The organism is Flavimaricola marinus (assembly GCF_900184895.1).
Classification (GTDB): Bacteria; Pseudomonadota; Alphaproteobacteria; order Rhodobacterales; family Rhodobacteraceae; genus Flavimaricola; species Flavimaricola marinus.
The window spans coordinates 258985-271266 of sequence record NZ_FXZK01000002.1; the positions used below are offsets into that span (position 1 = coordinate 258985).

General features: G+C 64.5%; 11 protein-coding genes. 6 read left to right on the plus strand and 5 right to left on the minus strand.

Annotation, left to right across the window (positions count from 1 at the left end):
• Positions 1-112 precede the first annotated feature (112 nt).
• The 4 genes from LOM8899_RS23375 (at position 113) to LOM8899_RS08100 (ending at position 4125) form a co-directional block, all read left to right on the plus strand.
• The gene (locus LOM8899_RS23375; RefSeq protein ID WP_093991697.1) at positions 113-265 is read left to right on the plus strand and encodes a hypothetical protein; all 153 of its coding nucleotides are present in this window, start codon (positions 113-115) and stop codon (positions 263-265) included.
• Entirely contained in the window at positions 265-1815 is a 1551-nt protein-coding gene (locus LOM8899_RS08090) for a hypothetical protein (protein ID WP_093991698.1), read from the plus strand. Before LOM8899_RS23375 ends, LOM8899_RS08090 begins: the two co-directional genes overlap by 1 nt.
• Entirely contained in the window at positions 1812-2759 is a 948-nt protein-coding gene (locus LOM8899_RS08095) for a site-specific tyrosine recombinase XerD (protein WP_245820475.1), read from the plus strand. Before LOM8899_RS08090 ends, LOM8899_RS08095 begins: the two co-directional genes overlap by 4 nt.
• Positions 2760-2820: 61 nt before the next feature.
• The gene (locus LOM8899_RS08100) at positions 2821-4125 is read left to right on the plus strand and encodes an HlyC/CorC family transporter (protein WP_093991699.1); all 1305 of its coding nucleotides are present in this window, start codon (positions 2821-2823) and stop codon (positions 4123-4125) included.
• Between the two features lie 219 nt (positions 4126-4344).
• On the opposite strand, the gene LOM8899_RS08105 is transcribed toward LOM8899_RS08100, so the two are convergent.
• Positions 4345-5892 (minus strand): helicase HerA-like domain-containing protein, encoded by a 1548-nt coding sequence (locus LOM8899_RS08105; protein WP_093991700.1) that lies wholly within the window; start codon positions 5890-5892, stop codon positions 4345-4347.
• A 453-nt stretch (positions 5893-6345) separates the two neighbouring features.
• Between LOM8899_RS08105 and LOM8899_RS08110 the strand changes: the two genes are divergently transcribed.
• Positions 6346-6960, plus strand: a complete 615-nt coding sequence (locus LOM8899_RS08110) for an invasion associated locus B family protein (protein ID WP_093991701.1) — start codon at positions 6346-6348, stop codon at positions 6958-6960.
• Positions 6961-7092: 132 nt separating this feature from the next.
• Here the strand turns inward: LOM8899_RS08110 and LOM8899_RS08115 are convergent, their stop codons facing one another.
• The 4 genes from LOM8899_RS08115 to LOM8899_RS08130 are packed head-to-tail and all read right to left on the minus strand — an operon-like array spanning position 7093 to position 11361.
• Positions 7093-8325 carry a beta-ketoacyl-[acyl-carrier-protein] synthase family protein gene (locus LOM8899_RS08115; protein ID WP_093991702.1) on the minus strand — a complete coding sequence of 411 codons (1233 nt, stop codon included), beginning with the start codon at positions 8323-8325 and terminating at the stop codon, positions 7093-7095.
• Complete coding sequence (locus tag LOM8899_RS08120) at positions 8322-8579, minus strand: acyl carrier protein (protein ID WP_093991703.1); 258 nt, start codon at positions 8577-8579, stop codon at positions 8322-8324. The genes LOM8899_RS08115 and LOM8899_RS08120 overlap by 4 nt, the downstream gene beginning before the upstream one ends.
• Before the next feature lie 43 nt (positions 8580-8622).
• The gene (locus LOM8899_RS08125) at positions 8623-9720 is read right to left on the minus strand and encodes a UDP-3-O-(3-hydroxymyristoyl)glucosamine N-acyltransferase (RefSeq protein ID WP_093991871.1); all 1098 of its coding nucleotides are present in this window, start codon (positions 9718-9720) and stop codon (positions 8623-8625) included.
• Between the two features lie 30 nt (positions 9721-9750).
• Positions 9751-11361, minus strand: coding sequence for a L,D-transpeptidase family protein (locus LOM8899_RS08130; RefSeq protein ID WP_093991704.1), 1611 nt, complete (start codon positions 11359-11361; stop codon positions 9751-9753).
• A gap of 345 nt (positions 11362-11706) precedes the next feature.
• On the opposite strand from LOM8899_RS08130, the gene mepK reads away from it, so the two are divergent.
• Positions 11707-12276 carry a peptidoglycan L,D-endopeptidase MepK gene (gene mepK, locus LOM8899_RS08135; RefSeq protein ID WP_093991872.1) on the plus strand — a complete coding sequence of 190 codons (570 nt, stop codon included), beginning with the start codon at positions 11707-11709 and terminating at the stop codon, positions 12274-12276.
• Positions 12277-12282 lie beyond the last annotated feature (6 nt).

Below are 12282 nucleotides of genomic sequence, written 5' to 3' on the forward strand. Positions count from 1 at the left end.
TTCAGAAACTGAATGGCGTGATCTTGTCTGCAAGACCGTCTATAGTGATCTTCAAGATGCGGCAACAAGGCCGCAACGCCAAAATGGCGACAGGCAAAATGGAATGAGGCATATGTGGCGGCTGATCAAAATCCTATTGATATTGCTCGTATTGGCGGGGCTGGCGTTGATTGCCTACGCCTATGTCGGCCCGATCATCTTTCCGGCTGATTTCGCAGCGCCCTCGCAGCAGATCACTGCGCCCGTGACGCTGGAGGTCGATTGATGCGGCATGGCTGCGCTTTGGTCTTGGCCTGCATGTCTCTGGCACCGCTGTCGGCCCATGCGCAGGAGGCGGCCCCGCTCTCTGCGATCGACTGGCTGTCGCGCAGCGTAGAGAGCCCACCGGCCTCGGCCTCGGCGCCGGCCCCCCAGAGCGAAGCCCCCGTGGCCAACAGCGCATCGACGCCCGAGGTCACCGTCACGTCGCTGGACCGCGAGTCGCTGGATTCGGTCGGATTGTTGCCGCCAGAGACGACCGGCTTGCCATCCGGTCTCTGGGCGACGAGTTCCGCCGCGACACTGACCGATCTGATCCGGGCCGAGCGGGTGGAAGCCCTGCCCGCGGTCCGCGATCTGCTGGTGACGCTATTGATCGCTGAAGCGGATGCTCCGGCGGGCACCGGCGCGGATGGCGACTTCCTGCTTGCCCGCGTCGACAAACTGCTCGATCTGGGGGCGCTCGAACCGGCAAGGGCCATGCTCGAAAAGGCCGGCGTCGATCAAAGCGAGATTTACCGCCGCTGGTTCGACGTATCGCTGCTGACCAGCACCGAGGACACTGCGTGCGAGGAACTGCGCAATCGCCCGGCCTTGGCGCCGACCTATCCGGCTCGCATCTTTTGCATGGCGCGTAATGGCAATTGGAACGGCGCGGCGCTAACTCTCAACACGTCGCGGGCACTCGGGGATGTCAGCGAGGAGGACGACGCCTTGCTGTCGCGCTTTCTGGATCCGGCTATTGCCGACGGCGCAGAGCCATTGCCGGCGCCCTCACGCCTGAGCCCGCTCGTCTTTCTGATCCGCGACGCGATCGGAGAGCCGCTTCCCACCGGGAACCTGCCCTTGGCGTTCGCCCATGCCGACTTGCGAGACACCGTGGCCTGGCGCAATCAGCTTGAGGCCGCCGAACGTCTAGCCCGGAATGGCGCCATCAGCGAAGAAGTGCTGCTGGCCGTCTACAAGATGCGGACACCTGCTGCCTCTGGCGGGGTCTGGGACCGAGCCGAAGCCATCCAGCGTTTTGATCTGGTGATCAACGCCCGTGATCCCAGCGCCGTTGCCGCAGCCTTGCCCAGAGCATGGGAGGCGATGAAGGCCGTGCGCACCGAAGTCGCCTTTGCGCGGCTCTATGCGGATGCACTGGCCGCGCTGCCTCTTACCGGCGAATCTCGAGATCTTGCCATACACATCGGCCTGTTGGGACAGGATTATGAGGCCGTCGCGCAAGACTGGGCACCCGAAACAGCCAGAGACCGGCTCTTGCAAGCCGTCGCGAAAGGGTCGGTCTTTGGCCTGCCGATCCCCAGCGAGCAGGATGAAATCGCCGTTTTCGACGCATTCGCCGAGGCTCCCGTTCCCGAGGTCTTGGCCGCCCACATTGCCGAAGGGCGACTGGGTGAAGCCTTGCTGCGCACGATCTCGGCCTTCAGCCAAGGCATTGCGGGCGACCAGCGCGCCATGACCGATGGCCTGGCCGCACTCCGTTCCGTGGGGCTCGAAGACACCGCCCGCCGGATTGCACTGCAATATCTGATCCTGGACAGGCCATCATGACCGTCGCGGCTGATCGACCGATGTCGCATTGGATCTCGGCGTTCCTCGAGGCGCAGGCGGCAGAGCTTGATGCGGCCACGAACACGCAACTGGCCTATGCCCGCGATCTCGACGATTTCTCGGGCTGGCTGGCGACCCGCAAGCAAACCTTTGCGACCGTGGCCCAAGCCGATGTCGAGAGCTATCTCATCCATTGCGAGGCGCAGGGCCTCGCCAAATCGACCCGTGCAAGGCGGCTGTCGGCAATCCGTCAGGTGTTTCGTTTCGCTTTCGAGGAAGGCTGGCGCGACGACAATCCCGCCATCCAGATCAAGGGGCCGGGCAAGGACCGGGCACTGCCCAAAACCTTGGACGTGTCCGAGGTCGAAGCCTTAATCGCGGCCGCCCGCAAGCCCGGCCGGGATCAATTGCGCAATACCTGTCTGATGGAGCTGCTCTACGCCACCGGGATGCGCGTGACCGAGCTCGTAAGCCTGCCGGTGTCGGCCGCACGGGGCGACCCGAAGATGCTGTTGGTCAAGGGCAAGGGCGGCAAGGAACGCATGGTGCCGTTATCCCCCCCTGCCCGGGACGCAATCGCCGCTTGGCTGGTTGCCCGCGATACGGCAGAGGCCGCGGCGCGTCGGGCGGGCAAGCCCGCGTCGAAGTTCCTGTTTCCGTCGCGCGGCAAAGACGGCCATCTGACGCGGCACCGCTTCTTTGGCCTGATCAAGGAATTCGCCGTCAGCGCCGGGGTCTCCCCCTCCAAGGTCACGCCTCACACGTTGCGGCATGCCTTCGCCACGCATCTTCTGGCCAATGGGGCAGATCTGCGGGCGATCCAGACGATGCTCGGCCATGCCGATGTGTCGACCACCGAAATCTATACCCACGTGCTGGACGAACGCCTGCGCGAGCTGGTCTTGAGCCATCATCCGCTGGCCCGCGACAGGGACGCGGGCTGAGCCTCTTGAACGGAACGCCGTCCGACCCCATAACCCCCTGAAACACACTTGAAAGAGAGACATGGAAAGCCTGCTTACCGATGCGTCGTTCTGGATCACCGCAGGAGCGATCCTCGTGCTGTTGGTCCTGTCGGCGTTCTTCTCCGGATCTGAGACCGCGCTCACCGCGGCGTCTCGGGGCAAGTTGCGCAGCGCCGCGGACAAGGGCTCGGCCGGAGCGCTGACCGCGCTGTCTGTGACCGAGGACAACGAGCGCCTGATCGGGTCGGTCCTGCTTGGCAACAACGTCGTCAACATCCTGGCCACGTCGCTGGCAACCGCTTTGCTGACAAGGGTTTTCGGTGACAGCGGGGTCGCCTTCGCGACCCTCGTCATGACGCTCCTGGTGTTGATCTTTGCCGAGGTGCTGCCCAAGACCATCGCGATCACCTTCCCCGAAGCGATGGCCGCCCGGGTCGCCCCGGTGATCCGCGTCGTGGTCATCCTGTTCTCGCCGATCGTGGCCGCCGTGCGGGTGCTCGTGCGGGGCGTGTTGCAGATATTTGGGGTCAAGGCCGATCCAGACACCAACATCTTGGCCGTGAGAGAGGAAATCGCGGGGGCCTTGTCGCTTGGCCATTCCGAAGGCGTCGTCGAAAAGGAAGACCGCGACCGCATCCTCGGGGCGCTGGATCTGGCCGAGCGGACGGTGGAGGAGATCATGCTCCACAGGTCGGGGATCGAGACCATCGACGCCAGCCTGCCGGTGACCGAGATCCTGCGCCTGACGCTGGAAAGCGCCCATACCCGCATTCCGCTTTGGCAAGAGGAACCCGAGAACATCGTCGGCATCCTGCACGCCAAGGATCTGCTCCGCGCGATGCAGAAAATGTTGAGGGATGACGGGCGGATAGACCCCAAAGAGCTGGCCGAGTTCGACATCATGACGGTGGCGATGAAGCCCTATTTCATCCCCGAATACACGACGCTGGACGACCAGATGCGCCAGTTTCTCAAGCGGCACACGCATTTCGCGCTTGTGGTGGATGAATACGGCGCGTTGCAGGGGCTGATCACGCTGGAAGACATCCTCGAAGAGATCGTCGGCGAGATCTCGGACGAGTTCGACAACAAGGACGACGTCACCGTCGAAAAGACGGCTGACGGCGCCTATGTCGTTGATGGCGCTATGACAATTCGCGATCTCAACCGCGCCAACGATTGGCAATTGCCCGACGAAGAGGCCAATACGATCGCCGGTCTGGTGATCCACGAGGCGCAGATGATCCCGGTCAAGGGACAGGTGTTCAGTTTCCACGGATTCCGGTTCGAGGTGCTCGAAAAGGCCGAGAACAGGATCGCGACGCTCAAGGTTCGGCCGCTCTAGTCGATCTTTCGAATCAATAGGTTAATCGCCTGAAATCGGCCGCGGTACGGCGTCGGTATCACGTCGGTATCCGAACGGTGTCGTTTTCGGTATGGGCACCGTTAATGCACCGTCGGCACTCAGGGTCAGAGCTTCACGAAATCCTGCCGCACCGCCCGGCGGTGCGGTCGGGATGACGGGAAACTTAACGCGCCGTCCGCAAGACGCGACTTCGCCCGCCTACCGTCCCTTGAACAGCCCGCCCAGAATGCCGCGCACGATGCGACGGCCGGTGGTGCCTTTCAGCTCCTTGATCACCACGCCGGTGATCGCCTCGCCAAAGCTCTCGGACGACGACTTGCGCCCGCGCGAGGTCGAACGTGGCTGGCTGACCCGTCCGCCGCTATAGCGCCGCGCGGCCTTGAATTCGCGCTCGGCTTCCTCCTCGGCCTCTTCGCGGGCTTCGGCGGCCTCGGCCTCCTTGGCGGCGGCGTCGGCGCGCTGGGCGAGGATCTCTGCGGCGGAGTTCCGGTCGAGCCGTGTGTCGTATTTGCCCGCCATCGGTGAGGCCGCCATGATCGCCGCCCGCGCGGCGCTGTCGAGCGGGCCGAGTTGCGAGGACGGGGGCCGGATCAGCGTCCGCTCCACGATGCCGGGGATGCCCTTGCGGTCGAGCAGCGAGGTCACCGCCTCGCCGGTGCCGACGTCGCGGATCGCGTCGGCGGTGTCAAAGCGCGGGTTGTCGCGATAGGTCTGGGCGGCTTGGTCGAGTTGCTTGCGGTCCTTGGCGGTGAAGGCCCGAAGCGCGTGCTGCACCCGGTTGCCGAGCTGGCCAAGCACGGAGTCGGGCACGTCGCCGGGATTTTGCGTGACAAAGAACACGCCGACGCCCTTGGAGCGGATCAGACGCGCCACCTGTTCGACCTTGTCGACCAGTACCTTGGGCGCGTCGTCGAACAAGAGATGCGCTTCGTCGAAGAAGAACACCAGCTTGGGTTTGTCGGGGTTTCCGACCTCGGGCAGTTCTTCGAACAGCTCAGACAGCAGCCAGAGCAGGAACGTCGCATAGAGCCGCGGCGAGGACATCAGCTTGTCGGCGGCGAGGATGTTGATCCGCCCCTGCCCGTTCGCGTCGCAGGTCATCATGTCGGCCAGCTCAAGCGCCGGTTCGCCAAAGAGCGCCGCACCGCCCTGGTTTTCCAGCACCAGCAATTGCCGCTGGATCGCCCCCACGGAGGACGCGCTGACATTGCCGTAGCGCAGCGACAGATCCTTGGCGTTCTGCCCGCACCAGAGCAGCAGCGCCTGCAGGTCTTCGAGATCGAGGAGCGGCAGACCGTCTTCGTCGGCCACCCGGAAGGCCACGTTGAGCACGCCTTCCTGCACTTCGGTCAGGTCCATCAGCCGCGACAGGAGCAGCGGCCCCATCTCGGCCACGGTGGCACGCACCGGGTGCCCCTGTTCGCCAAAGAGATCCCAGAAGGTGACCGGAAAGGCGCTGTAGTGCAGATCGAGCCCGATGGTCTCGGCCCGGCTGGTGAAGGCGTCATGCAGTTTGAAATCCGCACGGCCAGAGGCGGCGAGCCCCGACAGATCGCCCTTGACGTCCGACAGGAACACCGGCACGCCCGCCGCCGACAGCCCTTCGGCCAGAATTTGCAGCGTCACGGTCTTGCCCGTGCCGGTGGCCCCCGCGATCAGCCCGTGCCGGTTGGTGTGGCTGAGCAGAAGGTTTTGAGGGTCCGCGTAGCCTTCGCCGCCGCCACCGATGAAAATGTGATCGCTCATGTCTGCTCTTGTCCTCGATGGGGCCGCTGGCGCGGGTGTTGCATGGCCAGTGTATCGACCGTTCGCAGGCCAAAATACAATGTTAACCATTTTATGCCAGTATCGCTGTATCAGCCCAGTCACGGTCTTGGTCGGGCTGATGAGACTTCCTCCCTGTCAGACTTGCCGCGCCTTCGGGCGCGGTTTTTTTATCTCTCGAATTGGACGAAAAGTGACCGGAATTGCTGTTGACGGCTTGCGCGACATTGCGTAGCGTTCGCGCAATAAGTCGGCAAAGTCCGGCAGGGAGACGTTGAAAAAGGGGCCCCACCACTGGGCTCCTTTTTCTTTTTCACCATTGGCAGAGGGGTTTGCGCGGAACGTCGCGGGTCCGCCTTGCCGCCGCCATTCCCCGCTGACAGCGGCAGTCTCCCATGCTAGAGAGCCGAGGACACAGACATCAGGATGACATCTATGCTCAGATTGACGACCGTTCTTGCCGCTGCGTTTCTGGCAAGCCTGACAACACAGACATTGGCACAGGACGCCGAGGCTCCGGCCGAGCCCGCGACCGAAGAGGCCGCCCCCGCCGATACCCAATTCGACCTCGGCGATCCTGTCGAGGAGGTCACCCAGCCGGGTCAGCCCTATATCCGCGACACGTTCGGCGACTGGGCGCTTCGCTGCCTGCTCGATCCCGAAGGCCCCGATCCGTGCCAGATGTATCAACTGCTTCTCAATGAGGATCAGACCCCCGTGGCCGAAATCAGCATCGTGCCGCTCGCCCCCGGTGGCGACGCCCTCGCCGGGGTCATCGTGGTGGTGCCGTTGGAGACCCAGCTGACCCAACAGCTGACCCTGTCGATCGATGGCGGGCAGGCCCGTCGTTATCCCTATGATTTCTGCAACACCGCCGGATGCATCGCCCGTTTTGGCCTGTCGCCCGAACAGGTCGCGCAGTTCAAGCGCGGCGCTCAGGGCACGCTGACCATCGTGCCCGCCGCCGCCCCGGACCAGCGCATCAATCTGCGCATGTCCCTGACCGGCTTTACCGCCGGGTTCGATGCGACCCAGACTCCGCCGGAGTGATCCGACCGTTGATCGTGAGAAACAGGGCGTTGGCTGCGGCTGACGCCCTTTTCTTTTGCGGAGCGCACCTGTCGCCGTCGCGGCCGCCTCCGGCGGGGATATTTGGGACCCAAAGAAGGGGCGTGTCGTGCCCTAGACTGACCTGAGCGCAAGCACCGCGTTCAGCCCACCGAAGGCGAAGGCGTTGGACAGCACGGCGCCGACCTTGGCGTGCCGCGCCTCGTTCGGGACCACGTCGAGCGCGCATTCGGGGTCGGGTTCTTCGTAGCCGATGGTGGGCGCGATGATCCCGTCCCGCAGGGCCATGATGCAGGCCAGCAGTTCCACCGCGCCGGTGCCGCCGATCAGGTGGCCGTGCATGGATTTCGTGGACGACATCATCAGCCTGTCCGCGTGTGGCCCGAAGGCGTGGGCGACGGCGCTGCATTCGGTCTTGTCGTTGGCAGCCGTGCCGGTGCCGTGGGCGTTGATGTAGCCCACGTCTTCGGGATCGAGCCCGGCATCGGCCATCGCGCCGGTGATCGCCCGTTCCGCTCCTTGCGCCGAGGGCATGACGATATCCGCCGCATCCGAGGTCATTGCGAAGCCCACGACTTCGGCGAGGATGTCGGCGCCGCGCGCCCGCGCCATGTCGTAGTCCTCGAAGACGAAGACCGCCGCCCCCTCGCCCTGCACCATGCCGTTGCGGTTGGCCGAGAACGGCCGGCAGGCGTCGCGCGACATGACCCGCAGCCCTTCCCATGCCTTGATCCCGCCAAAACAGAGCATCGCCTCGGAGCCGCCTGTGAGCATCACGTCGGCCATCCCTGTCCGGATCATCTGAAACGCCTGGCCCATGGCGTGATTGGACGAGGCGCAGGCGGTTGCCACCGTGAACGACGGCCCCTTGAGATTGTATTCGATGCTGAGATGCGAGGTGGCCGCGTTGTTCATCAGCTTTGGCACGATGAACGGATGCACCCGGTTCTTGCCGTCTTCATAGACCGCCCGGTAGTTCTCGTCCTGCGTGTTCAGCCCGCCCCCGGAGGTGCCGAGCACCACGCCCGACCGCGCCGCCAGTTCGCCGGTGAAGCTGAGCCCGGCCCCGGCCATCGCCTCCTTGGCGGCGATGAGGGTGAATTGGGTGAACCGGTCGTAGAGCGCGATCTGCTGACGGTTGAAGTGCTTTTGTTCGTCGTAACCGGTGACCTGACCACCGATCTGGATGGCCAACCTGTCCACATCGCGAATGTCGAGCGGGCCGATGCCGCAGCGCCCCTCGGCCATCGCCGCCAAGGTGCTGGGCACATCCCCGCCGAGCGCATTGATCGTGCCCGCCCCGGTGATCACCACCCGGCGGCCATTGCTCTTGCGCCGGGCGCTCATTTCTGATCCTTCACCAGCGTTTCGACGGCCGTGATCATCGTCACCACCGAGGAGATGTCGAAATCGCTCTTTTCCGGCTCGTTGGCGTTGAACGGCACGGTGATGTCGAAGGCCTCTTCGATGGCGAAGATGCTTTCCACCAGCCCGAGGCTGTCCAGCCCGAGATCCGCGAGCGTATGTGTCAGTTGCACATCGCCCGGTTCCAGCATGGCTTGCTCTGCGATGATCTCGATGACGCGTGTCTTGATGTCCATCTGCTCACCCTTGTGCGGCCCGACCGTTGGGCTCGGCGCTGATTTAGTCGCTCCGGGGGGGCTTGGAAACAGGTTTTTGCCCTTTGGCCAGATCGCGCAGGATCCGTGGGAGGCGGCGGAGCGCCTTGTAGCTCTCTATATGCGTCTCCATCCGCACCGCCGGATAGCCCATCATCACCCGCCCGGCAGGTACGTTTGACAGGGCGATCGTTCCGCCAGAGAGCACCACGTCGTCGCCGACGGTGATGTTGTCGGCCACCCCGGCCTTGCCGCCGATCACCACCCGGTCACCGACCCGCGCCGATCCGGCCACCCCGGCCTGCGCGCAGAGCAGGCAATGCTCGCCGACGATGACGTTGTGACCGACCTGCACGAGATTGTCGATCTTGGTCCCGGAGCCGATCCGCGTTGCCCGGATGGTGCCGGCGTCGACCGTGCTCCCCGCGCCGATCTCGACATCGTCGCCGATCTCGACGCCGCCAAGCGAGTGGATCCGGTGCCACGTCGGGTCTTGCCCCGTCGGCACCTCGCCCGCGCCGAGCGTGCTGCGCGCCACTTCGACATGGCTCGCGGTTTCGGTGACAAAGGAGAACCCGTCGCCGCCGAGAACCACGTTGGGCTGCAGGATGACGTTGGAGCCGATCCGGACGTTGCGGGCAATGCGCACCCCGTCGAGGATCATCGCCATGTCGCCGATAGTCGAGCCCGCGCCGATGCTGACGTGGCTGCCGATCCATGCGGCGTCCCCGAGCACGGCCCCGGCGCCGATGACGCAGAACGGCCCGATCCGGGGGTTCTTGCCGATCGTCGCTGTCGGGTCGATCTGGGCGGTCGGGTGGATGCCCTCGCTCATCGTCGGGCCGGGATCGAGCATCTGCGTCAGCCGCGCCATCGCAAGCCGGCCCCGCGGCGCGAAGATCGCGGCGCTGAGCCCAAGCCCTTGCCAATCCGCGCCGGGCCAGAGCAGAGCGGCCTTTGCCGCCCCCTGCCCGATCTGGTCGGCATAGGCGGGCGACAGGGCGATGGCGAGGTCCGTGCCCCTGGCCGATTGAGGCTCGGCCGCACCGGTGACGCTCAGCGAGGTGTCGCCCGCGGCCTCGGCCCCGAGGCTGGCTGCAATGTCACTGATCCGGAAGCCCATCGTCATCCCCGCGCTGCTGTGCGCTGAGGATTATCCCCGAACCGCCTCGATCACCAGCCCCTCGCGGGCCAGGGCCTGCCATATCCGGGCGTCACGTCCGTAGATGTCGTTACGGAACTGCAGCTCGCCCGTCACCGAGGTGAAGGCGGTCCGGTAGACCAGATGCACCGGGATCGGCGTTTCGAGATTGACCCGCCGCTCCGCCCCGGTCCGCAGGATCCCTTCGAAATAGCCGACCGGGTCGCTCTCTTGCGCGGCCAGAAGGTGGTAGGCGAAGTCCTTTGGATCGTCGAGCCGGATGCAGCCGTGGCTGAAGGCCCGCACTTCGCGGGTGAACAGGTTCTGCGACGGGGTGTCGTGCAGATAGATGTTGTACTGATTCGGGAACATGAACTTCACCTGCCCCAAGGCGTTGCGCGGCCCCGGAGGCTGGCGCATCGAATAGGGGAAGGACGAGGCCGAGAACCGGCTGAAGTTGGTGTTTCGGCTGACCACCCGGCCCCGGCTGTCGATCACCTGAAGGTGCGACACGGCACCGGAATTGGCCCGCAGCGACGGCAGGTATTCGTTCACGATGATCGAGCGCGGCACGTACCAGCTCGGGTTGATGACCATATGCGTCATCTCGTCTGAGAACTCCGGGGTTTCCCGGTCCGATCCGAGCGCCCCGATGACCGAGCGGGTCTGGAATGTCACCCGATCGAAATCGACGATATTGGCGTGAAAGTCGGTGAGGTTGACCCAGACGTGCCGATCGCCCCGTTCGATGTTCATCCAGCGCTCGCGCTCCATCGCGACGAGGACGGATTGCAACCGGGTCTCGACAGGCTCGTTGATCGCGGTGAGCGTGGCCGCCCCGGCGACCCCGTCGACCGTCATCCCATGTGCGGCCTGAAACCGTTCGACCGCGGCGGTGATCGCCTCATCATAGCTTTGCGTGACGCTCCGCCCCATGTAGCCCATCGCCACCAGCCGGTTGCGCAGGGCCACGACGCGGTCGCCGCTATCGCCGGGGCCGAGCGCCCCGCCGGGCACGGTCGGCCCCCACCCGCCGGTGGCCAGCAAGGCCCGAAGCTCGAGCTGGCGCCGCATCAGCCGGGTGTATTCGGGCGCTTGCGGTGCAAGCCCGCGCAAATAGCCGGAGGGCGATGGTGCGGCCATGAAATCCGCGAGGATCTGGGCGGAATCGAGCACCGGCACTTCGCGCTTGATCGCCGAGACGACCTGACGCGGATTGAGGATGCCGGTGTTCACGTCATGGGCGTAACGCAGCAGGATGCGGCTGAGTTCGACATCCATCCGGCCCTGTTCGGCGGCGTTGTCGGCGGCCCGCAGATCCGCGATCAGCCCGTCGACGTCGTAGCGCGAGGCGGGAATGCCATGCGCCTCGACCTCGGTCAGAGCCGAAATCAGCGCGTTTCGCCGATTTTGCGCCTCGGGCGTCGAGCCGGTCCAGACCCCTTCAAAGCCGCGCTCGCGGTAGAACGCCGCCAATCCGTCGTCCCGTGCCGCCGATTCGGCGACCGATTGATGGAATCCGGTAATACTGAACTGGGACTGGGCCAACGGCGCCGTGGCCGAAAACGTAAGAGCGAGGGCGAGACACAAGCCGAGAGGCCGGCCAGAAACGGCAATTTTCACAATAAAATCCTGATCAAAGTGGCAGACTTTGGCTAACGCTCAGTTTTTCCAAAAGATCCTCTGAATCCAATAACATTTGCGTTTTTTCCGCCCAATGCCGTGAATTGTGGCGCACAAGCCGATGTATTTGCGCAACAAGCCGCGACACTTTGGCAACAAACGGCGATCTGCACGGCATTTGCGCAAATTGTCGCCGATTTCCCCTTTCTTCACCCCCTCTTGCTACGACTCGGGTTGGTCGCGGATTCGAGCTGTGCCATAACGATGAGGCATCTGGGGATGAGATGGCAAAACGTCCGCGAAAACGTGGGCAGACAGAAAAGCGACGGGACAGGCGCTCTAAACATGACTAATTCCAGCTCTTCGAGCATTTCTCGGCGTGGCCTTCTGGGTGCCTTTGCGGCAACAGCGGTCATGGCGGCTCCGACTTACAGCAATGCGGCAGGCTTCCTGCGCGGCGGTGGCGATATTCGCCGCATCCGCATGTATTCCGGCCGGACAGGCGAACGCCTCGACACGATCTACTGGATCGAAGGCGAATACATCGGCGAGGCGATCCGCGAGATCAACTTGTTCATGCGCGACTGGCGCAACAACAAGGCCGTCGAGATGGACACCCGCACCATCGACATCATGACCGCGGCGCATAACCTGATGGAAACCAGCCAGCCCTACATGCTGCTGTCGGGATACCGCTCGCCAGAGACCAACGCGATGCTCCGCGCCCAATCGTCCGGCGTCGCCCGCAATTCGCTGCACATGCGCGGCCAAGCCGCCGACCTGCGCGTCGACGGCCGCTCTGTGAGCCAGGTGGCACGCGCCGCCGCGGCCTGCCGCGCCGGTGGTGTCGGCCGGTACTCCGGCTCCAACTTCGTGCATATGGATTGCGGCGCCGTCCGCACCTGGGGCTCCTGATCGCGT